The sequence below is a fragment of the Wolbachia endosymbiont of Ctenocephalides felis wCfeJ genome (genome assembly GCF_012277315.1).
In the GTDB taxonomy this organism is placed as follows: domain Bacteria; phylum Pseudomonadota; class Alphaproteobacteria; order Rickettsiales; family Anaplasmataceae; genus Wolbachia.
Genome location: NZ_CP051157.1, coordinates 373,414 through 395,030 on the forward strand (window position 1 = coordinate 373,414; position 21,617 = coordinate 395,030).

The window sequence follows — 21,617 nt, forward strand, 5'->3', positions numbered from 1 at the left end:
TTCCTTACAGTATTAATTGTAAAACGCTCTACAAACAAAGTCAATTACTTTACTGCATCTGACAAGTATACACATGTTAAAGAGGTGAATATATAAGCCTGCAAAATTGCAACAAACACTTCAAAGCCTATTAGCGCAATTATGAATAAAAACGGTATAGGAGTCAGAGTCAAATGCATATTCATAATAAATCCTGCTATCACTTTAATAATTGTATGACCTGCAATCATGTTTGCAGCAAGCCTTATTGACAAACTTACAGGTCTTGCCAAGTAGGCAAATAGCTTAATGAAAACCATCATGGGCGCCAGCCACCACGGAGTACCTTCCGGCAGCAATATTCGTAAAAACTTTATTCCCTTTTCTTTGAATCCAACAACAGTTGTATAAGTAAAAACTATCATCGATAAGGCAAAAGCAACTATCACGTGGCTTGTAACCGTAAAACTATAGGGAAGGACACCGACTAAATTACACGATAGAGTGAAAATAAATACTGTGAATATCAATGGAATGTGCTCCAGGCCTTTGCTTCCAGTATTGCTTTCTATTATGGAAATAACAAAATCGTATACACACTCAACTGCAGCTTGCAGATATCCTGGTATTATTAGTCCTTGCCTTACTCCCAAAAGTAAGAAAAGTACAACTACCATTACTGAAATCATCATGAAAAGAGATGAGTTAGTAAAATTTATGTCGTATCCGAATAACCTGGGTAATTCTATGATTGTGTGTATTTTAAATTGTTCTAGCGGATTTAACGCCATTTTGACCCTATAAACTTAGACTGTGACAGTAAATAAAGTATAAACTCTATAGGGCAAAGTCAAGAGTTAAGATTATTAGACTTTGTAACACAGAGCTTTTTTTACTCACTTTGATTTTAAAATCACAATTCTCTATACTACCTCTAATAGCTTGAGCATCTTCTGCGTTCTTGGCTTGAAGCTCTACATTTAGAGTACAGCCGCTAATTATCGTTAGTGCTTTGCTTTTAAATCCAACAGCTTTATTAAGCCTTTAACACTTAGGTTTAATATGCTATCCTAACTATTGAATAGTTCTTTTTGCATACCATTTGCTAGCAAACAAAATTGGTCAATAGTTAAATTTTCTGGGCGTTCATTACCACTTAATTTAGCGTTTCCAAGGATGGTTTCAACGTGATCTGTTATACTCTGTAAGCTGTTTCTCAGCATCTTTCTTCTTTGAGCGAAAACAGTACGTGTTAATCTCTTTAGGGCTTCTAAATTTACTGCAAACCTTTGGGTAGGCAAAGGTTTCACTGTAATTATCGAGGAATGTACTTTTGGTCTTGGAAAGAACTCTTTAGGTTCAATATCAAATTCCTTTTTTATATCGCACAATAACTGGCTTAGCATTGATAGGGAACCATAGTCCTTAGAATTGGGTTTTGCTACAATGCGATCTGCTACTTCTTTTTGAAACATCAATGTCAAACTTGTAAAAAATTTTATGCTGTTTAACCACTTTAAAAATAATGCTACTGAAATATTGTAAGGTAAGTTAGCAATAATTTTTATTGGACGTTCTACTAGTTCTTCTTCTGCCACCTGAAGTGCATCAGCTTCTATAATCCTATACCTTTCTTTATACTCATTCAGCAATTGATTATGATGTTTCACTAAGTTGCTATCTTTTTCTATAGCAAGCAACGACTTTGGATTACATGCTAATATCTCCCTTGTTAATGCACCATATCCAGGACCAATCTCAATGACGTTAAAATCTTCCAGATTGCCAGCCAAACCGACTATTCTTTTTGTGATGTCGTTTGATAAAATAAAATTTTGTCCTAGAGTCTTTTTCGGCTTCAATAAAAATTTTCTCATATTATTTTATTATGCAGTATTTTGATAATTTTAAAAACTAGTTGACGAGAATTCATTGATAATTGTATATATATTTAATGCCGGCTTAGCTCAATTGGTAGAGCAACTGACTTGTAATCAGTAGGTTGTCAGTTCAAGTCCGACAGCCGGCACATGCAAAGGGCAAGCCTCAATCTGGCAAGTGAGAATTAAAAGAATTAACATAGCTTAAATGTAGCCTTTGTGGGCTTTTGAATTGTATCTACTCAGGGGTATGGTAAACATTGAAGCAAAAGTAGTGTCATGCAAGTAGTCCAACGATGTCATCCAAGTAGCCACCTATAATGTCATCTCTGTAAAGGTTATGTAATTTGTTGACAAAAAAAGGCTGTTTGGATGATAGGAAACAGTTTGTTATGCAAGGATTCTATTTTCCATAGCAAAGTCTCTAGCCAAAAATAATGAGCCACAAATCAGTATAGTTTTGATGTCCTGGATAGGAGCTTTTAATATGTAATTTGATATTGCATTGCCGATTGATTCACATTCAATCGCATTTATTCCTATATTATCAGCCCCTTTTCTGATTAGACATGTATTCGTTGCCTTAGGCTCAGATTTAACGCAAACCGCACATAATAATTTGATATATGGTTTTAAGTATTTCAAAAACTCTTCTACACTTCTGTTACGTGTGACGCCGAAAATTACATAAATACCTTCAGCAAAATTATCCTTTATCCATTCAGCTAATACTCTAGCACCGTCATTATTATGTGCTCCATCCAAAAATAATTGCCAGTCTTTTGGTAATAAAGAAATTAAATAGCCCTTGTTTATAGGTTCTAGCCGTGCAGGCCAGTAGGTACTCTGTAAACCTGAAACGATATCTTCTTCTTCAACATTAAACCCATATTTTCCACTCAAAATGCTACATGCTGCAATAGCATTCCCTGCATTCACTATTTGGTGATCGCCTTTTAAAGACGGCAAAGGAAATTCTATTGATTGAACAGCCGATTGAAAAATCATCTTGCTGTTTTGTTTTCTGCAATTCCACTCAAAGCCTCCTCTGTACACAGGGGATTTCTTATTTATTGCGCAATGTTCTAGCGTACTCATCACAGTTTTTTCCTGTGGTGCTATTACGCAAGGAATATTAGGTTTCATTATTCCAGCCTTTTCACCTGCTATGGTTTCCAAAGTAGAGCCAAGATACTCCGTATGATCAAATGCGATGGAAGTAATAATTGTTAAAATCGGATTATCTATAACATTTGTTGCGTCAAGCCTTCCACCCATACCCACTTCAATTAAAGTGACGTCGGCTTCATGACGAGAGAAAGTTAGAAAAGCTGTAATTGTTGCAGCTTCAAATAAAGTGATAGGCTGATTTGCAACTACAGCACGACTCTCTTCTAATAAGTTATGCAGTTCATTATCATCGATACAACTACCTGCAACAACTATTCTTTCATTGAAATTTACTAAATGTGGAGAGGTATATGTGTGGACCTTATACCCTGCTGCTTGCAGCATGTACCTCATAAATGACAATGTTGAGCCTTTTCCATTAGTTCCAGCTATGTGAATTACGGGGGGTATTTTTCTCTCAGGATTTCCTAACTTATCTAGAAAACCTCTTATGCGCTCAAGAGAGAAATCTCTTGGTCTGCTGCCAAGTGGTTTGGGCCAATGAGGCATGTATATCATAGATTATTGTTACATTTTAATTCACTGATAACACTCGCTATGCCATATGTATCAATTTTCTCACTAAATTGAGAGCGTTGATTAATAGAAATGCTTATCCCATTCATTGCAACATCACTGATTAAGAAGGAATTGCCATTTTTAGTAACTTTAAAATCAATATTTACAAATTCTTCGTCACCGTAAGAAAACCTTGTGCTAATCAGGCAGGTTTCGTCATCAACTGCTCTTGAACCCATTATAGTCATTTCGCTACCATTTATGTGTTTATATAAAATTTTAACACATAAACGTGTAAGGTATACTTCATATTCTTTTAAGAAACTTTCTCTCTCTTTCTGGGTAGCCAAAGACCAGTGTTTTCCCATAACAAACCGTGATATTTCTTTGAGGTTAACATTACTTTGAATGATCTCCTGAAGTTTTTTGTACACGTATTCTCTATTTTTTTTATCCTCTTTTGTAGGTACGCTATCCACTTGTTGCTTCATAGTGTGCACAAAAATTTTATGCTCTGCACAATTAGCGTAAACACCCGAAGAAATGATAATAGAAACAATACCGATTAAAACTTTAGTAATACTCATTAACCGTAACATTCAAAATGTAAAATTTAATAAAGGTTAAATAATAGTTAGTTCTACTGCTGACTACAATATATCTATAGACATAACTTGTGTAAACTAGTTATAATTTAGAGGGGTCTGTGCTACGCGTTATAAGTTAAGTTAAATTTCCCGAGCGATAATTTCTAGTCAAGGGAATTGCCTCTGTTAATTCTATTGAAGTTAATACGCGATGCCCACCTTAACTTTAGGTCTCAGGAATCTACTAAGACTAACGGTAGACACGGATCCTATTCTAGTCAATTTAGATTCATGCTCTATCAACATAAAGAACAAGATACTTTTTTCTGTCCACCTAATAATGTATTTCAGGTTGTAATTGATGTTGAGAAATATCCTGATTTTGTTCCTTGGTGCAAAGCTGTGTATATAAAAGAAAAAACTAACAGCCAAATGATCGTGGACCTACTAGCGGCTTTTCACGGTATTAAAGGTAGGTATACATCAAAAATAACCTTTCTTTCTCCAAATAAAACAAATGAAGGTTGGATAAAAGCTGTATCATCAAATGGAATATTTAAACATTTGTACAACGAATGGAAATTCATTTCTATAGATGAAAATAAGACCATGGTGAAGTTTTATATAGAATTTGAGTTCAAGTCTAGTTCACTTTCGACTCTATTAAACTCAGTGTATAAATATACACAAAGCAAAATAATGGCTGCATTCAAAGATAGAGTTGAAAGCCTTGCTGGGTAAAAGGTATCTTGACATTACTTATATAAATGTATAACTTTTTTAGCAGGTTAGTATTCGTATTGTAATGATTTTTAGGTTACTGTTCACATTAATTTTCATAAGTGTTAATTCTTATGCGGTTGTTAAGCAAGACTTGCCCAACAACCAGCACACCCATAAAACTGATGAAATGACGTCAAAAGAACTACTATCACTATTGCCTGACGATAAATTATTAGGAGATCCAAAAGCACCTATTCTAATGATAGAGTATGCTTCGCTAACTTGTTATCACTGTTCCCTTTTTCATAAGGAGGTTTTTCCTGCAATCAAAAAGAAATATATAGATAAAGGTAAGATGTTGTATGTATTCCGTCACTTCCCCATGGATTATAGAGGATTAAAAGCTGCAATGTTAAGTTATTGTTACGAAAAAGAAGAAGACTATTTTAACTTCAATAAAGCTGTTTTTAATTCAATAGACTCGTGGAACTACTATAATTTCAGTGACTTAACTGTGTTACAAAAAGTTGCTGCACTGAGTAACTTAAAGCAAGACATGTTCAACCAATGCATCAATGATAAAAAAATAATGGATAAAATCATAAACGATAAATCACTGGCAATTAATAAGCTTGGCATTACAGGTACTCCAATATTTTTCATTAAGCCTAATAATGATAAATTGTATGTAGAGCATAATAAAATCAAACATGAAGGATATAAAACGCTAGAATACTTAACCAATATAATAGATAAGCTATATGAAAAAGCTATAGTGAGCTAGTACCACTGTAGCTTATCACGTAAAAGACCACTATGCTGAGCCGTCATTTTTCATCACTGCTTGTTGTTTTTTTCGCTCAAACTCTCTTTTTTTACTGTGCCAAGCATAGTAATACATAGCAATTTTGTTTTCTATTAATATTATTGTCCCATCATAAAATTGAACCATATCCATAACTTTTTTCTGTGCTTCATCGAAACGTTCCCTGTACTTCTCGCGATAAGCTGGGTTATGCAGTAATGCAACCCCTTCGTCTTTGTTAGATTTCTTACTTAGCGTTTCAACTTCACCAGCAATATTATAAGACATATAACCCCCTCTAATTGATTATGAAAATTATATTTTAATATAAAGAGAAATGCACATAAGCAGTCTCTTTAACTATAGTATGACAATCGACCGACTATTATACTAGTTAATTATAATATTATATATAATAATTTTTGTCACTTAAAATTTTACACTGTGAAATAGTAACCTGAAACAAGTATTTTTACTATCTTAAGCTAATATATAAACTCTATATAAATTAAACCTTTAATAACAAGATATGGCACGTAATAACTCCAGCACGAAATCGTTATACATAAGAAACTTATTTGCAAAGGACTGCAAAAAAATAAAGGAAGGCTGTGTTCTTGAAAAAAAGCAACATATTCAAATTAGTGCTGAAGAAGGAAAGCTGCTCAGTTTACTCATAAAAATTCATAAAGTAAGAAGTATCGTTGAAATCGGCACGTTATATGGTTACTCATCGATTTGTATGGCAAAAGCTCTGCCTGAACATGGCCATATATACACAATAGAAAATAATCCTGAGCACTCAAGGATAGCAAAAAGAAATTTCAGTGCTTTTAATCTGAACAATAAAATTACTTTAATAGAAGGTAATGCATTGGAAAAATTGAACGAGTTGTCAGCACATGCAACGTTTGACATGGCATTCATTGATGCAAATAAAAGTGGTTACCCTAAATACTTAGATTGGGCAGAGCTACATGTTAAACAAGATGGACTAATTATTGCTGACAATACTCTATTGTTTAACACAGTATTTTTGGAATCACCTCCGAAAGAAGTATCAAAAGAATCATGGCATGCCATGAGGGAATTTAATTATAGGTTATCAGACGAAAAGAAATATTGCTCTGTATTGATTCCAACTGATGAAGGGATGACTGTGGCTTTAAAGCTAACATAAGTTAAAAATCAAAGTCGGCATAATGTTTAGGAGGGGTTAAACCAAGAACTCTCTCCAATAACATATCACGAAAGCAAGGTCTAGATTTAACAATAGAGTACCATTCTCTCAAAGTTTTACTTTTTTCCCATGGAAAACTATTTACGTAGTCCATCACAGAAACATGTGAAGCCAAGGTAATGTCAGCTAAAGTAAACTTATCAGTTGCAAGCCAGACATTTTTGCTAATTAAGTATTCAATGTATTCCAGATGGCAAGACAGGTTATTCCTAGCTGCATGAAGAAATCTAGAGTCAGGACTGCGGTTGACAATCACTTTCTCATTTATGATATATTTAGTCACTTCATTATAAAATTTATTGTCAAACCAGTTAATTAAAGCTCGTATTTTAGATTTAACAGCAGTAGAAAAATCCAGCAGTTTAATATCGCTGTTGTAAGTTTCTTCTATATATTCACAAATAGCATTGCTGTCTGCTATAACAAAATTATTATCCACAAGTACTGGTACCTGTCCTATTGGATTAATCTTCATAAATTCATCGCGCTTCTCCCATGGATTTTCGTATACTAAATCACAACTCAACTTTTTTTCCTTGAGAAGAGCTCTAACTTTTCGTGAAAATGGACACAAAGGGAAGTGATACAAAATCATAAACTCCCTCCTTTGTCATTATGACACTTATAGGCTCTCATTCCAGCACATATCAACATCCTTTTTTTCTGGATCCCATCTGGCACAGAAGAGTATTTTAGGTAACAACGACTTATTTCAAAGTAGTGTTGCAAGAGGTCTAACATACAAATTGTAAAACTAATATAGAATATACCTTGCCAAATAAAAAAAAAAGTATAATATTTTATAGGGTATGCAGGCAAAAACTCTGTAACTTGGTCAGGTCAGAAATGAAGCAGCCACACCAGGATCTTTTTGGGTTGCATACCTACTTCATTGTCTGTTTTATTAGAAGCTATGAATATAACATTAAAATATCGTCCTAGCAGCTTCAAAGATTTGGTAGGTCAAGATGTATTAGTGCGTATATTAGAAAATGCCTTTGCGCTTAACAAAATTCCACAATCTATACTTCTTTCTGGTAGTAGTGGAATTGGTAAAACTACGACAGCAAGAATAATAGCCCTATGTTTAAATTGTTCTTTAGGACCAATTTTTGAACCTTGTGGATCATGTGAAAATTGTCTGGCAATAAAAAACTCAAGTCATCCCGATGTGATTGAAATTGATGCGGCAAGTCATACTAGCGTTGAAGATATCAAGGTAATATTAGGAGATATTTGTTACTCACCTATAAGTTCTAAATTTAAAGTTTACATTATAGATGAAGTACACATGTTATCCAGCAGCGCATTTAATGCATTACTTAAGACCCTAGAAGAACCACCATCCAGCGTAAGGTTTATCTTGGCAACCACAGAAATAAAAAAGATACCAATAACTATCATTGCACGTTGTCAAAGATTTGATTTGTACAACATTCCTGCAGCTAAAATAGTAGAGCGCTTGAATGACGTTGCACAAAAAGAAAATTATCTCATCGAAAGTGGAGCATCAGAATTAATTGCACACCACTGTGGCAATTCCATGCGCAATGCCTTATTTTTGATGAACCAAGCAGTGTTATATAGTAAAAATGGTACAATATCCATCAAGAGCGTTATAGAAATACTTGGCCTAGTGGATAAAGATATTGTATTTGATCTACTAGAAGCAACACTGAATGGTGATTTGCAGAAAGCTCTATCAGTATTCGACAAAGCAGCAAATACAGCAAACCCTATTAGTATCTTCGAGGGTTTATTACAAACAATCCAATTAATATGCCGTTATTTGATTACAAAAGAAATTGATAGTTCGGTAACAGAATGCGAGAAGAACAGAATACAAGACTTAGGTACAAAAAAGTCTTTAATATTTTTCTCAAGGATGTGGAAAGTGTTGCTCAAGGGCATTCAAGATATAAAAGCTTCAACATGTAATGATATTGCTGCTGAAATGATGTTAATCAGCCTATGTTATCTCTCTGATTTACCTTCTCCCGAGCAGGTAGTCAAAAAAGTTCTTGCACAGAATACACAGCAAAGGAGTACACATAACATAGAGAGTGCACAGCACAAAAATTACGATTTCGATAAAATTTTGCAACTATTACGACAGAACAACCAAATTTATCTTTACAAACAGCTATGTAGTAATCTACAATTAGTAAGCTGCAAACCTGGATATTTAAAATTAAAAGCTGTATCTCAGTTGGGTGGTAACTTTTGTAATGATTTAAAAAATTACTTGCATCAAGTAACTCAGCAAGAATGGGTGATTACAGTTGATACATGCTATATAAACAGGGAAGTGAGCAACTTAAATTATGCACCTGAGGTTAAGGATGTACTTGATACGTTTAAAGGTGCAAAGGTAGTTAATATAGAGAATAAGGAGTAAGTTGTGGATTTTAGTCAAATAATGAAGCAAGCACAAGAGATGCAAAAAAAGCTTGCAGAAGCTCAAGAAAAATACATTGGAAAAGAGTTCCAAGGCATCTCTGGTGGTGGTAAAGTTTCTGTGTTGGTAGAAATTATAAAAATAGGTAGTTACAAAGTCAAAAAGGTAAACATAGACTTAGAACTTATGAGAAATGAGGAAAAAGATATAGTAGAAGACTTAGTAACAGCGGCGTTTAATGATGCTATTAAAAAAGCAGAGGAGGATATGGCAAATGCAACCTCTGGTCTTGCAGGTATGATGGGTCTGCCGCCTGGGTTTAAGCTTCCCTTTTAAGTTTTTCTATATTGTTAATTAGGTTTTTGATGCTTTTGGCACTAGCGTTATTTTAATAAGCACACCTAAAAATAGTCAAAGACGAAAGAAACCGTGGCATTGAAGGTGACACGCAAAGAGTAAAGCAATGCTGGAATTAGTAAGGGAATATCAAGAATCAAGTCAAAAGTCACATAATTTCATTTTCATTAATAAAATCCCTACCTTTTCCCTAAAAATTAGTTTAAATGTCAAATATTTTATGTTATTAAGTTAGTACTTGACTTAACTTTAGTTTTTACTTAAATTGCTAAAGTGGAATTTTAATTTTTTTAACGAGGGCAATTATGCATTATAAAAAGTTTTTTTCGGCAACTGCTTTAGCGACGTTGCTAAGTTTATCAAACGCTGCTTTTTCAGATCCTGTTGGTCCAATAGCTGATGAAGAAACTAGCTACTACATTCGCCTGCAGTACAACGGTGAATTTTTACCTTTCAAAACAAAAATTGATGCTATTCAATATCAAGATAGTGCTAATAAAGCTTTTGATCCTTACAAGGCTTCTTTTATGGCTGGTGGTGCTGCTTTTGGTTATAAAATGGATGACATCAGAGTGGATGTTGAGGGACTTTACTCGCAGCTCAAAAAAAACGAAATCTCAGGTACAGCAAAAGCTGGCAATACAGCGATTGCAGATGATTTATCAGTAATGTCAGGGCTAGTTAATGTGTATTACGACGTAGCAATTGAGGACATGCCTATCACCCCATACGTTGGTGTCGGTGTTGGTGCAGCATATCTCAGCAATCCTTTGAAGAGTCCTGTGGGGGATCAAAAACATGGATTTGGTTTTGCTTATCAAGCAAAAGCTGGTATCAGTTATGACGTAACTCCAGAAATCAAACTCTTTGCTGGAGCCCGTTATTTTGGTTCTTATGGCGCTAACTTTGATGGAGAAAAACAAGATCCTGCACATTCTGACGATGCAACCAAAAAGGTTACTGATAAAGGCGCATATAAAGTTCTTTACAGTACTGTTGGTGCAGAAGCTGGAGTAACGTTTAATTTCTAATCTATTTCGCAGCTCTTCTTGTTATGTCCCAGTCTTATCTTTCAGGTAACTGGTGCTGGGACCTAGAAAAAAAGAAATGTGGATTCCAGTGTTTCTATGCACTGGAATAACATCGTTTGTTATAGGCTGTTTAGTTTATGCAGTATGATTGGTGTTCACAATTGAAGCCTACAAGGTTTTCAATCAGGTGAAAAACAATAAACTGCACTTTTTTTCAAGCAAAAACTTGAATTTTTACTTGAAAATCAGTATATTATATGCATGAAGTTTTAATTTAAGTTGTTATGTTGATTCCAACAGCAAGTTTATGTATTAATCGCAGCACTAATCTCACACAGTATATTGCTGAAGTGCGAAGGTTTCCTATGCTTTCCCAAGAAGAAGAAATATATCTAGCAAAAAATTGGCAACAATATCAGGATATTTCTTCTGCTCACAGGTTAATTACCAGCCATTTAAATTTGGTAGTGAAAATTGCAATGAAGTTCAAAAACTATGGATTGTTGCTTATGGACCTAATTATGGAAGGAAATATGGGTTTAATGCATGCAGTGAAAAAGTTTAATCCTGATTTAGGGTTTCGCTTTTCAACTTATGCGGTTTGGTGGATTGAAGCTTCAATAAAAGACTTTATATTGAAATCTTGGTCGTTTGTGAAAATAGGTACAACACAAGCACAAAGAAAGTTATTTTTTAGTTTGCGTAAAATAAAAAAAAGGATTTTACAATATACAAACAGAGAGACCTTAAGTAATGAAGAAATAAAAGCAATATCTAATGAACTTTCTGTATCCGAAGGAGACGTTGTACAGATGAATTATCGTCTTACTTGTAAGGATCAGTCACTCAATAATTGCATAAAGATAGGTGATGATTCTAAAAAGGAGCTACAAGATATGATTCCTTGTAACTCAGTTAGCCAAGAAATAACCTATCAGAGTCATGAAGAGAAAGAATTAAAAGAAACAATTTTGAATAATGCACTAGCAAACCTTAATGAAAGGTCGAGAGATATTTTTATCAGCAGATATTTATCTGAAAATACTAAAACTCTAGACGAGCTGAGTAAAAAGTATAGTATTTCAAGAGAAAGGATAAGGCAGCTGGCTGAACAAGCGATGAGTAAGGTGAAACAACATATACAATCAGAAAGTTCAAAACTTGGTTTACATGCGTAGTTTTTTTATATTTTTAACACTATTTTCAATAGGTGCTCTGGCATCAGTTAGTGATGTGCAGTTAAAGGAAAAATATAAAGATTGGCTCGTGTACACCGCATTAGAAGATGGAGAAAAAGTGTGTTACATCGTATCTTATCCTAAGAAGAAAAGCGAGCATTATACAACCACTCGTAAGCCGTATGTGATGGTTAGTTATGTTGACAAAAAAGCAGATGAGATAAGCGTCACTTCTGGCTTTCAGTATGACAAGGAGCCTGTCGTTCTCAATATTGACAAAAAAGTCAAATATAAATTGTCTATAACACAGGGAAATCTTGCATGGGCAGAGCATACAAAAACAGATCAAGAGCTAGTTCTCAAGATGAAGCAAGGATTATCAATGGTGGTTAATGGTAAAATAAAAGCAACAACTGTTGATGACACTTATTCTCTACTTGGCTTCCAAAAAGCGTATCAAAAAATGCATGACTTGTGCCACACGAAGTAAACTATATTTATTTAACTCACGCGAACAAAGATTGATGAATGTTTTCTATTATATTGCCACGAGCAATTATTTTTTCTGCACCTGTGTCCATATCTTTGACCTTTAAGGTTTTGCTGCTCAGTTCTTCATCACCAAAAATAAGCGCAACTTTAGCATCCGCTTGATTTGCTTTTTTCATTCGGGTTTTGAGAGTTCCGCTATACTCATAGATTACATATAAACCATTTCTGCGCAGCTCATTTGCAAGTGTCAGAGCATGCTCTTCAGCCTTTTTGCCAATAGGAATTAGACAAACAGCTCTTTCCTCTTTTACGAAATAGTTGGTCAGTTCCATTATGCGCTCAATACCTCCTGCAAACCCTATTGCCGGAGTATGCTTCCCACCTACTGAAGATACTAGATTATCATATCTTCCTCCTGCAAAAACTGCTCCTTGGCTACCCAAATCTTCCGTGACGAATTCAAACACTGTGTGGCAATAATAATCTAAACCTCGGACCAATTTATCGTTTACAGTATAAGGTATATCAAGAATTGTTAATCCATTTAGTATTTGCTCAAAGAAACTCAAGGACTCTTTTGTATAATAGTCACTGATTTTAGGTGCACCAGAGATTATTTCTTTATCTGTCTTGTCCTTGGAATCTAATATTCTGAGTGGGTTCTTAATCAATCGATTTTGGCTATCTTCTGATAGGTCGTTTTGAAACTTTTTAAAATATGATATTAAGGCTTTTCTATACTTACCTATTGTTTCACCATCGCCCAAAGAATTAATTTCCAGCCTTACATTTTTATCGATACCAAATTCAGTTAATAGATGCTGAGCAAGTGTAATCAATTCAATATCGGCTTTTGGATCTTCTATGCCGAAAGCTTCAAAATTTATCTGATGAAATTGCCTTTGCCTCCCCTTTTGCGGTCTTTCATAGCGAAATGCAGGTCCTGTCGAGAATAATTTTATTGGTGTTTGCAGTTTTTTTTCAATCAAAAGCCTGACGACCGCTGCGGTGAACTCAGGACGTAAAGTTATGCTCTTGCCCCCTTTATCATTAAAGGTATACATCTCTTTATTGATGATATCTGAACTATCACCTAAAGTTTTTGTGAAGACTTCTGTATATTCAAATATTGGAGTTTCAACAGGCAAAAAACCATATAAACTTGAAATTTCACTTGCTGTTTGTTGAACATATTTAAACCTATACCATTCATCAAATAGGAGATCTTTTGTTCCTCTAACCGTTTGATTAGTCATATTATAGTTTCTATACCTGAAATTTCTGGTATATGATAACACAGCATGTTTTGCACTCCTTGCTTGAGAGTAATTGCAGCACTTGGACATCCAGAACAAGCTCCTTGCAGCTCAACGTAAACTATTCCGTCTTTATAGCCACGAAATTTGATATCACCACCATCTTGAGCAACTGCAGGTTTAATATAGCTTTCCATCAACTCTTTTATCCTGTTTACAATTTCTATATCACTTTCATCAAAAAATTCTTCTTCTAGTATATTATTATCATTCACCCCTTCCTTATCAAGTGCTTTCCCACCAGAAGTAAAGTGATCCATAATTGTAGTTAAAATTTCCACTTTTAATATGTCCCATTTAATTTCATCTAATTTGGTTACTGAAATAAAATCATGACCAAAAAATACTCTAATAACATGCTCTATTTGAAAAAGATTTGCTGCTAGTTTAGAATTTTTTATTTCATCCGCATTTGAAAAATCAGCCGTTTCTCCTTCGTTTAAAATTGCAAACCCAGGAAGAAATTTTAGCGTGTTTGGGTTTGGTGTTTCTTCAATTTGAATGAACATGTTGTTTACCATGACGACTATAATTGTTACTATTTAATCACAAAATGATAAAAAAATATACATGTCATTCATCTTTTTTCTTTTTTTAATATCCATAGTAATTACATTTGTTCTGCCTAGCATTGTTGTATTTTTTCTTTTCCTAACAAAAAAAAATAACATAAGCTTCATGGTGAATTCTATATTAAGTAAGTTTTTGAACGAACTAAATGGTAGTAAAAGTCATGCTAAAAATTACACCGGTGATAATGTGTCCACAGATGAGGCACTGAAAATATTGGGGCTAAATCCTGAAGCAAGCAAAAATGAAATCAATAAAGCATATCAAAATTTAATGAAGTTAGTTCACCCAGATAAAGGAGGCTCAGAATATTTTGCACAAAAGTTAAATGCAGCACGTGATAGGTTGCTGAGGAAACAATAACTAACCCAAGTAAACATGTTATTTAACTCGTAAAATTATTATTGACCTGTAGACAACAACCTCTAATACCGACGACATAACATAGAAAAACGTTTTATACCGATTACTTACCAATTGGATAATCACCAGTGAAACAAGCATCGCAGTATTGCGGTGCTATATTATTGCGTTTCTCTTTCTTAACAGCCCGATATAGCCCATCAATACTTAGGAAGGTCAAACTATTCACTCCTATACTTACCTTTATTTCCTCTATAGATTGATTTGCAGCAATTAAATCCTTGCGCTCTGGTGTGTCGATTCCATAAAAGCAAGAGTATTTAATTGGTGGACTTGAAATTTTTAAGTGAATTTCTCTTACTCCTGCATCTTTTAACATAACTATTATGCTTCTGAGTGTACTGCCACGTACTATACTGTCATCTATTAAAACTATGTTTTTACCCTTTAGAATGTGCTTATTAGCGTTGAATTTTAACTTTATTCTGACTTTACGCACTTCAGCAGTTGGTTGTATAAAAGTTCTTCCTATATAATGATTACGAATTATTCCCAGCTCCATAGGTAACCCTGAATGCTTTGCATATCCAATGGCTGCAGGTATTCCAGAATCAGGTATTGGTACAATCATATCCACATTGTTTTTTGGTGGACTCTCCTCTGCGAGCGTTTTCCCTATTTCTTTTCTCATATCATATATAGACCTGCCTTCCATTATGCTATCTGGTCTTGAGAAATAAACGTATTCAAAAATACAAAAGCTCGGTTTTTGCTGTGCAAAAAGAAATGCTGAAGTTAGATGGCCATTATGATCAATAGTGACTAATTCGCCTGGTTCTATTTCTCTGATAAACTCTGCATTTACTATATCAAAAGCACAAGTCTCAGATGCAAGCACGTAAGAGCCGTTTAACTTTCCTAAAACAAGTGGTCTGATTCCTGCTGGATCACGCACTCCAATAACCATCTCTTGGTTGATTGCAACAAAGGAATAAGCGCCTTGTATCTGCTTTAATGAACATATAAAACTCTCTAGAAAGTTATCTTTTGTATTGGTTTCTACTAAACGTACTACCACTTCTGTATCGATATCCGATTGAAAAACACACCCCTGTTTAATTAACCGCTCGCGTATTGGAAAAATATTAATTAAATTACCATTATGTGCTATAGCAAAATCTCCAAACTTACTGCTTTTGCCAAGCATGGGCTGCGCTCCGACCTTACTGCCACTTGTTGAATATCGGACGTGGCCTATTGCATAATCTCCAGGCAAGGATTTTTTTATTTCACCTATATCGTCAAGCACACTACTCACTTGACCTTGAAAATGATAAGAATGCAGCTTACCGTTGTTACTCGTTGTTATACCAAAAGATTCTTGACCTCTATGCTGCAAAGCATGCAGGCCTAGTATAGAGTCAAAAGCAGCATCTTTATTGCAGCTTATACTAAATACTCCGCATTCTTCATGCATTTCATCAAGCATAGAAACTATCGAGTAAAGTTTAATTTTACTTTAGCGTAGGTAAAGCACAAGTATTTTATTTCTTTTTAAACTTAGTTTTGTGACAGTAATTTTGATGCAGGCATTCAAAGCGAATTTCGCAAAGCTCTATTGCAATTCAATTAATTGATGTATAAGCTTTAAATAAAGCGTATGAAAAAAATGGAAGCTTGTTATTCGTTCGACGATATACTACTCTTGCCAGCCCATTCTAATATATTGCCTTGTGATGCAGATACGAAAACTTATTTAACAAATAGCATAGAACTCAATATCCCTATCATATCTTCTGCAATGGATACTGTTACTGAATCAGACTTTGCAATAGCTATTGCCCAACATGGTGGGATAGGTTGCATACATAAAAATCTATCAATAGATGAGCAAATTTCGGAAGTCAGAAGAGTAAAAAAATATGAAAGTTGGATCGTGTATAACCCAATCACGATTTCTCCAGATAAAACAGTTGCGGAAGCGATTTCATTAATGAAAGAGCACAATTATTCTGGCATTCCTGTGGTTGATCAATTTAAGTTGGTGGGAATTTTAACTAACCGGGACGTGAGGTTTATTGAAGACCAGAACATGGGTGTAAAAGTTTCTGAAGTGATGACAAAAGACAGGCTAATTACAGTGCGGGAGCAGGAAGTGGATAGCGCCTCAGCAATGAAATTGTTGCATGAAAATAGAATAGAGAAGCTTCTGGTCGTAGATGAAAATTCTTGTTGTATAGGCCTAATTACGGTTAAAGACATTGAAAAATACAATAGATACCCCAATTCATGTAAAGACAGTAAAGGGCGGCTCAGAGTTGCTGCTGCAGTTGGCACTGGCAAAAAGGATGGCATAGAAAGGTGTGAAGCTTTAATTGGAGAAGAAATTGATGTGATTGTCGTAGATACCGCTCACGGCCATTCCGAAAATGTTATCAGCACCATTAGAGAAATAAAAGCGATGTATCCAAACACGCAGCTAGTAGGTGGTAACATTGCCACAAAAGAGGCTGCTGAAGCATTGATTGACGCGGGCGTTGATGCAGTGAAGGTTGGCATAGGGCCTGGATCAATCTGCACAACTAGGATAGTTACAGGTGTTGGTGTGCCACAATTTTCCGCAATTCAAAATGTTGCAGAAGTATGTAAAGCAAGAAAAGTAAGATTAATTGCCGATGGTGGGATAAAATACTCAGGAGATGTTGCAAAAGCTATCGCAGCAGGCGCTGATTCTGTGATGATTGGTTCACTTTTTGCAGGCACTGACGAAAGTCCAGGCGAAATCATCATGTACAAGGGCAGAGCATACAAAGGCTATCGAGGAATGGGGTCTATCAGCGCGATGAAACGAGGTTCAGCAAGTCGCTATTTTCAAGATAAAGACTCAAAACTCAAATTAGTTCCACAAGGAGTAGAAGGAAGAGTCCCATTTAAAGGTCCAGCTTCAGGGGTAATCCATCAATTAATTGGTGGGTTGCAGGCTGCAATGGGGTATACTGGTAATAGAAGTATAGAGGAGATGAAGAAAAACTGCAAATTCGTTACTATTACTGCATCGGGACTCAGAGAGAGCCATGCCCATGATATAATTATTACACAAGAAGCTCCAAATTACGCTTATCAAGCACCTAATTTATCAGCCGATTCAGAGTAGATTCTTTTTTCATATCATTCAAGTAGCTCTCCTGCCATCCCAATGCCCCAACACTGGAATCTAAGGTGAAAAAGGCTAGTGCCAGCTACTCAGATGACATCGCAGAGGCTACTGGGATGACACCCACAACCCTGTCATTCCAGCGTGTGACGCTGTAATCCAGCCTTATTTTCATTTTTATATAGAATCGAAAATAAGAGATTCCTTATGTTCATTGAAGGGTGTCATTCCAGCGCGTGACGCTGGAATCTAGTAAAAAAAAGAATGGATCCCAGTGTCGGAGAACTGGGATGACACCATTGGAGCTACAGGGATGGACACCATCTGTTACGCAAATTACCTGCTGATTGTAATGTTCGTGACCATAATGCAAGAAGTCTATCACCATTAAGATAAGCCTTATTTTCATTTTTATACAGAATCGAAAATAAGAGGTTTTTTTTATTTTCATCAAAGGGTGTCATTCCAGCGCGTGACGCTGGAATCCAGTAAAAAAAAGAATGGATCCCAGTGTCGGAGAACTGGGATGACACCATTGGAGCTACAGGGATGGACACCATCTGTTACGCAAATTACCTGCTGATTGCAATGTTCGTGACCATAATGCAAGAAGTCTATCACCATTAAGATAAGCTTTATTTTCATTTTTACGCAAAATCGAAAATAAGAGGTTTCTCATTTTCATCCACGCAAATGGATAAAGCCTTATTTTCATTTATCTATTGTTTCTTAAGCCACTCCTCTGAACAGATACATTTTGATTTGTGTGAAAATTATTGTTGACTTATGTGCCATTAGAGAACCAAACACATTAAGTTTTTTTGTCATTTTATCTGCACAGACTGAAGATAAAAAAATAACTTCAGCTATATGATAAGAGGATTTCCGAGGGGTGTCAGATGTTGTTTTCAACATGCCGCTGAAAATTGTTGTGCAAGGAACCTAATGACTTGATACATAGATGATTTTATCCTTGCTAAAATTTTGCTATTTGAGTACCCTGGGCGGGAGAATTGTTTTATTCAATATGAAAAAAGCTTTAATATCCACATCCCTAATAGCAGTTGTCTTAATAGTTATTACTTTTCTATATAAAAATAGTGGGACTGATAACTCACAAGTAGTAAATGTTTATTCATCACGTAAAGAAGAATTAGTACATACCTTATTTAATGAATTTACAAGAAATACAGGCATCAAGGTACGTTATATCATTGACGATTATTCTCAACTACTTTCACGTATGGAAAATGGCGGCGAAGCTGATTTATTTTTAACTGCAGATGCGGTAAATTTAATTTTGGCAAAAAAAAGAGGGCTTTTGTCCCAGGTAGATTCAGAGGTTTTAAAAAGTGCTATACCCGCAAAGTTTAGAGATAGTGAGGATTACTGGTTTGGCCTCACAAAGAGAACTAGAATATTAGTTTACAATAAAGAATCAGTAAATCCTAAGGATTTAAGCACTTATGAAGATTTAGCAAATGCAAAATGGAAAGGAAAAATATTAGTACGCTCTTCCACAAGTCCATATAACAGGTCATTGATTGCTTTTATGATCGCAAACAACGGTTTTGAAAAGACGAAAGAATGGGTTAGTGGGATTGTAAGCAATATGGCAAGAAAACCAAGTGGTGGCGATACCGATCAAATTTACGCTGTAGCTGCCGGTGAAGGAGGTGTTGCAATAGTAAACAGCTATTATTTTGCAAGAATTCTTTCATCCAAAGATGCACATAAAAGGAATATTGCAGACAAATTGGGGATTTTCTTTCCCAATCAAGATAATAGCGGTGTAATGGTGAATACCAGCGGTGCAGCAGTAACAAAAAACGTAAAAAATAGAGAAAATGCCGTAGCTTTACTGGAATTTTTAGTGAGCGAGCAAGCTCAAGAACTATATGCTAAAAAAAATCAAGAATACCCCATTATTGAAGGTGTTGGCACCTCCGATACATTAAAATCTTGGGGAAATTATTTACAAAATGATTTACCTCTAAGTGAACTTGAAAAACACCTTTTAGAGGCTGTTATGATAGCTGACGAGTGTAAGTGGAAGTAGCTTAGTAATGCTGGCTTACCTAGCAACTTTTTCCAGCCTTTTGTTCTTTGCTCGTTAAGCTTTCTTTTGCAAGCCTTTCGGTTGCAGGGCCAATAGGTTGTTTATTGTCTTTTGCAGTATTTTGAGCTGGAATTCCTATCTTCTCCCCATTTTCTGATTTACCCTTCTCAGGATCTTTCGTCTTATCTGATGCCAATTTTCCTGCATCTTGTATTTTATCTTCTACTCCACTGAGCGCATCATAAACTGCATCCAGCACTTTTTCTACTATTTGAAAGACTTTACCACCTGATATACCGTCAACTACCATAAGACCTATAGCAATTATACCGCCAATCGGTCCTCCAAGCAGAAAACCAATTGCAATAACACCGATTCTCTTTGCAATAGTGCCAACTTCAGATGCAAGTCTTGCTAAACGGCTTGGTTGTGCACTTTCTTTTTTACTTTCCTTATTACTAGATTCATCAGGTCCATCATCGGAAGCGGGATTTTTGGTTTTATTATTCTTTCTATAATTACCGTACGTCAAAGCACCAACAGCCGCACCAACAACAGGACCAATGACCGGAATAGCAAAAGCAGCAACTGTGAGCGCTATCCTCCACGGTACGTAGTCTAGGATTTTGCTCCCCAAGCTAGTTTTACTATCTTCCTCTTCGTTTTTTACAACCATTTTTAGCCTCACTTACTATTAACATATTAACTATGATAAAATTATAACACTAATTATTAGTTAATACCAGTTTCTATTTTAATGTAATTACTATAGATTGAACTATAATTTTTGCAAATAGGTTCGTTGAAAAAAGGTAATAAGAAAGTAGAATAGGTTATTGTGCATTAAAAGAAACTATGAGCAATAGCAGGAATTTGCTAAGCATACAGGACCTCACAATCAATGATGTAGAGAATATAATTAAGCTAGCTAGTCAATATCTGAAAAATGAAGTTGCAAGTGATCATATTTTAGAAAATAAAACGGTAATAAACTTATTTTTTGAAGATTCAACGCGTACTCTTGCATCTTTTGAAATAGCAGCAAAAAGTCTTGGAGCAAATGTCATAACTCTGCCGATAAAATCTTCTTCTATTAACAAAGGAGAAAATTTGAAAGATATGGTGAAAACGTTAAACACAATGAATCCTGACTGCATGATAATCAGGCAAAAAAACAGCGGTATTTTGAATGTGCTGGCTGAGCATGTTAGCTGCTCGCTAATCAATGCCGGTGATGGAAGCAGTGAACATCCAACTCAAGCCCTTGCGGACTATTTTGTAATCAGTAGTCATAAGAAGCAAATAAAGGACCTCAAAATTGTAATATGCGGAGATATTTTGCACAGCAGAGTTGCAAGATCAAATATAAGATTACTAAAAATGTTTAGAGCAAAAATATGCTTGATTGCACCACCAACTCTGGTTTGTAGACATTTTCCTGAGGTTTCAGTCTATTATTCATTAATTGAAGGTATAAAAGACGCCGATGTAGTTATGCTTTTGAGGTTGCAGAGAGAGCGCATGAATAATGGTCATTTTATTCCTTCAGAGAGAGAATATTTTCATTTATATGGGCTTGATTTACAAAAATTATCGTACGCAAAACCAAGTGCGATTGTGATGCATCCAGGTCCAATAAATAGAGGAGTTGAGATTGGCAGTGATATAGCCGATTGTGTTATTTTACAGCAGGTAAAATTCGGATTGGCAATACGCAAGGCGGTACTACATTATTTGCTAATATCAAAAAGTGTGTAATTTTGTAAAGTTTATGTCTGACTTAGTATGGGAGTCTT

General features: G+C 35.2%; 25 protein-coding genes, 1 tRNA gene and 2 other RNA genes. 16 read left to right on the forward strand and 12 right to left on the reverse strand.

The genetic code is table 11. The features are described 5' to 3' along the window. Positions 1 to 44: 44 nt before the first annotated feature. Entirely contained in the window at positions 45 to 770 is a 726-nt protein-coding gene (locus HF196_RS01750; protein ID WP_168455549.1) for a F0F1 ATP synthase subunit A, read from the reverse strand. Positions 771 to 1,049: 279 nt separating this feature from the next. Beyond that, positions 1,050 to 1,856: a 16S rRNA (adenine(1518)-N(6)/adenine(1519)-N(6))-dimethyltransferase RsmA gene (rsmA, locus tag HF196_RS01755; RefSeq protein ID WP_168455550.1), complete on the reverse strand. Its 807-nt coding sequence runs from the start codon at positions 1,854 to 1,856 to the stop codon at positions 1,050 to 1,052. Positions 1,857 to 1,935: 79 nt separating this feature from the next. On the opposite strand from rsmA, the gene HF196_RS01760 reads away from it, so the two are divergent. After that, a tRNA-Thr gene (locus HF196_RS01760) sits at positions 1,936 to 2,008 on the forward strand. A 241-nt stretch (positions 2,009 to 2,249) separates the two neighbouring features. Here HF196_RS01760 and HF196_RS01765 read toward each other — a convergent pair. Both HF196_RS01765 and HF196_RS01770 read right to left on the reverse strand, forming a co-directional pair. Further along, positions 2,250 to 3,548, reverse strand: a complete 1,299-nt coding sequence (locus tag HF196_RS01765; RefSeq protein WP_168455551.1) for a bifunctional folylpolyglutamate synthase/dihydrofolate synthase — start codon at positions 3,546 to 3,548, stop codon at positions 2,250 to 2,252. Next, the gene (locus HF196_RS01770; protein WP_168455552.1) at positions 3,545 to 4,135 is read right to left on the reverse strand and encodes an MlaC/ttg2D family ABC transporter substrate-binding protein; all 591 of its coding nucleotides are present in this window, start codon (positions 4,133 to 4,135) and stop codon (positions 3,545 to 3,547) included. The genes HF196_RS01765 and HF196_RS01770 overlap by 4 nt, the downstream gene beginning before the upstream one ends. Before the next feature lie 111 nt (positions 4,136 to 4,246). Here HF196_RS01770 and ssrS point away from each other — a divergent pair. The 3 genes from ssrS (at position 4,247) to HF196_RS01785 (ending at position 5,642) form a co-directional block, all read left to right on the forward strand. Beyond that, positions 4,247 to 4,408, forward strand: a non-coding RNA gene (gene ssrS, locus HF196_RS01775) — 6S RNA. Positions 4,409 to 4,426: 18 nt separating this feature from the next. Beyond that, positions 4,427 to 4,876 carry a type II toxin-antitoxin system RatA family toxin gene (locus HF196_RS01780; protein ID WP_168455553.1) on the forward strand — a complete coding sequence of 150 codons (450 nt, stop codon included), beginning with the start codon at positions 4,427 to 4,429 and terminating at the stop codon, positions 4,874 to 4,876. Positions 4,877 to 4,940: 64 nt separating this feature from the next. Continuing rightward, positions 4,941 to 5,642 (forward strand): thioredoxin domain-containing protein, encoded by a 702-nt coding sequence (locus tag HF196_RS01785; RefSeq protein ID WP_168455554.1) that lies wholly within the window; start codon positions 4,941 to 4,943, stop codon positions 5,640 to 5,642. A 30-nt stretch (positions 5,643 to 5,672) separates the two neighbouring features. Here HF196_RS01785 and HF196_RS01790 read toward each other — a convergent pair whose 3' ends face one another. Next, on the reverse strand, positions 5,673 to 5,951 hold the full coding sequence (locus HF196_RS01790; RefSeq protein WP_168455555.1) for a DUF2671 domain-containing protein: 279 nt from the start codon (positions 5,949 to 5,951) through the stop codon (positions 5,673 to 5,675). Positions 5,952 to 6,192: 241 nt separating this feature from the next. Between HF196_RS01790 and HF196_RS01795 the strand changes: the two genes are divergently transcribed. Next, complete coding sequence (locus tag HF196_RS01795) at positions 6,193 to 6,843, forward strand: O-methyltransferase (RefSeq protein WP_168455556.1); 651 nt, start codon at positions 6,193 to 6,195, stop codon at positions 6,841 to 6,843. A 1-nt stretch (position 6,844) separates the two neighbouring features. Here the strand turns inward: HF196_RS01795 and HF196_RS01800 are convergent, their stop codons facing one another. Beyond that, positions 6,845 to 7,498, reverse strand: coding sequence for a glutathione S-transferase family protein (locus HF196_RS01800; RefSeq protein ID WP_168455557.1), 654 nt, complete (start codon positions 7,496 to 7,498; stop codon positions 6,845 to 6,847). Positions 7,499 to 7,704: 206 nt separating this feature from the next. On the opposite strand from HF196_RS01800, the gene ffs reads away from it, so the two are divergent. From ffs to HF196_RS01830, 6 genes are all read left to right on the forward strand, one after another. Then, an RNA gene (gene ffs / locus HF196_RS01805) (signal recognition particle sRNA small type) lies at positions 7,705 to 7,796 on the forward strand. A 20-nt stretch (positions 7,797 to 7,816) separates the two neighbouring features. Next, complete coding sequence (gene dnaX, locus HF196_RS01810; protein ID WP_168455558.1) at positions 7,817 to 9,301, forward strand: DNA polymerase III subunit gamma/tau; 1,485 nt, start codon at positions 7,817 to 7,819, stop codon at positions 9,299 to 9,301. A gap of 21 nt (positions 9,302 to 9,322) precedes the next feature. Continuing rightward, positions 9,323 to 9,637 carry a YbaB/EbfC family nucleoid-associated protein gene (locus tag HF196_RS01815; protein WP_168456256.1) on the forward strand — a complete coding sequence of 105 codons (315 nt, stop codon included), beginning with the start codon at positions 9,323 to 9,325 and terminating at the stop codon, positions 9,635 to 9,637. Positions 9,638 to 9,963: 326 nt separating this feature from the next. Continuing rightward, complete coding sequence (locus HF196_RS01820) at positions 9,964 to 10,689, forward strand: acyloxyacyl hydrolase (protein WP_168455559.1); 726 nt, start codon at positions 9,964 to 9,966, stop codon at positions 10,687 to 10,689. Positions 10,690 to 10,973: 284 nt separating this feature from the next. Beyond that, positions 10,974 to 11,867 carry an RNA polymerase sigma factor RpoH gene (gene rpoH / locus HF196_RS01825; RefSeq protein ID WP_168455560.1) on the forward strand — a complete coding sequence of 298 codons (894 nt, stop codon included), beginning with the start codon at positions 10,974 to 10,976 and terminating at the stop codon, positions 11,865 to 11,867. Continuing rightward, a complete protein-coding gene (locus tag HF196_RS01830; protein WP_168455561.1) occupies positions 11,860 to 12,357 on the forward strand; it encodes an invasion associated locus B family protein in 498 nt (165 codons plus the stop codon). Before rpoH ends, HF196_RS01830 begins: the two co-directional genes overlap by 8 nt. Before the next feature lie 16 nt (positions 12,358 to 12,373). Here the strand turns inward: HF196_RS01830 and hisS are convergent, their stop codons facing one another. After that, positions 12,374 to 13,615: a histidine--tRNA ligase gene (gene hisS, locus HF196_RS01835; RefSeq protein ID WP_168455562.1), complete on the reverse strand. Its 1,242-nt coding sequence runs from the start codon at positions 13,613 to 13,615 to the stop codon at positions 12,374 to 12,376. Continuing rightward, positions 13,612 to 14,184 carry a NifU family protein gene (locus HF196_RS01840; protein WP_168455563.1) on the reverse strand — a complete coding sequence of 191 codons (573 nt, stop codon included), beginning with the start codon at positions 14,182 to 14,184 and terminating at the stop codon, positions 13,612 to 13,614. Before HF196_RS01840 ends, hisS begins: the two co-directional genes overlap by 4 nt. 169 nt (positions 14,185 to 14,353) lie before the next feature. Here HF196_RS01840 and HF196_RS01845 point away from each other — a divergent pair, with 169 nt between their 5' ends. Next, entirely contained in the window at positions 14,354 to 14,608 is a 255-nt protein-coding gene (locus tag HF196_RS01845; RefSeq protein ID WP_246198592.1) for a J domain-containing protein, read from the forward strand. A gap of 103 nt (positions 14,609 to 14,711) precedes the next feature. Here HF196_RS01845 and purF read toward each other — a convergent pair whose 3' ends face one another. Beyond that, the gene (gene purF / locus HF196_RS01850; protein ID WP_168455565.1) at positions 14,712 to 16,097 is read right to left on the reverse strand and encodes an amidophosphoribosyltransferase; all 1,386 of its coding nucleotides are present in this window, start codon (positions 16,095 to 16,097) and stop codon (positions 14,712 to 14,714) included. Between the two features lie 171 nt (positions 16,098 to 16,268). Here purF and guaB point away from each other — a divergent pair, with 171 nt between their 5' ends. Together guaB and HF196_RS05985 are read left to right on the forward strand one after the other, a co-directional pair. Further along, positions 16,269 to 17,762 (forward strand): IMP dehydrogenase, encoded by a 1,494-nt coding sequence (guaB, locus tag HF196_RS01855; protein WP_168455566.1) that lies wholly within the window; start codon positions 16,269 to 16,271, stop codon positions 17,760 to 17,762. 221 nt (positions 17,763 to 17,983) lie between these two features. Beyond that, positions 17,984 to 18,109, forward strand: coding sequence for a hypothetical protein (locus HF196_RS05985; RefSeq protein WP_256359381.1), 126 nt, complete (start codon positions 17,984 to 17,986; stop codon positions 18,107 to 18,109). Here HF196_RS05985 and HF196_RS01860 read toward each other — a convergent pair. Both HF196_RS01860 and HF196_RS01865 read right to left on the reverse strand, forming a co-directional pair. After that, positions 18,068 to 18,322, reverse strand: a complete 255-nt coding sequence (locus tag HF196_RS01860) for a hypothetical protein (protein WP_168455567.1) — start codon at positions 18,320 to 18,322, stop codon at positions 18,068 to 18,070. The genes HF196_RS05985 and HF196_RS01860 overlap by 42 nt on opposite strands. After that, complete coding sequence (locus HF196_RS01865; protein ID WP_168455568.1) at positions 18,304 to 18,477, reverse strand: hypothetical protein; 174 nt, start codon at positions 18,475 to 18,477, stop codon at positions 18,304 to 18,306. Before HF196_RS01865 ends, HF196_RS01860 begins: the two co-directional genes overlap by 19 nt. Positions 18,478 to 18,789: 312 nt before the next feature. Here HF196_RS01865 and HF196_RS01870 point away from each other — a divergent pair, with 312 nt between their 5' ends. Continuing rightward, positions 18,790 to 19,821, forward strand: a complete 1,032-nt coding sequence (locus tag HF196_RS01870) for an extracellular solute-binding protein (RefSeq protein WP_168455569.1) — start codon at positions 18,790 to 18,792, stop codon at positions 19,819 to 19,821. Positions 19,822 to 19,840: 19 nt separating this feature from the next. Here HF196_RS01870 and HF196_RS01875 read toward each other — a convergent pair whose 3' ends face one another. Continuing rightward, the gene (locus HF196_RS01875; RefSeq protein WP_168455570.1) at positions 19,841 to 20,497 is read right to left on the reverse strand and encodes a hypothetical protein; all 657 of its coding nucleotides are present in this window, start codon (positions 20,495 to 20,497) and stop codon (positions 19,841 to 19,843) included. A gap of 179 nt (positions 20,498 to 20,676) precedes the next feature. On the opposite strand from HF196_RS01875, the gene HF196_RS01880 reads away from it, so the two are divergent. Next, a complete protein-coding gene (locus HF196_RS01880) occupies positions 20,677 to 21,579 on the forward strand; it encodes an aspartate carbamoyltransferase catalytic subunit (protein WP_168455571.1) in 903 nt (300 codons plus the stop codon). The last annotated feature ends 38 nt before the right edge of the window (positions 21,580 to 21,617 follow it).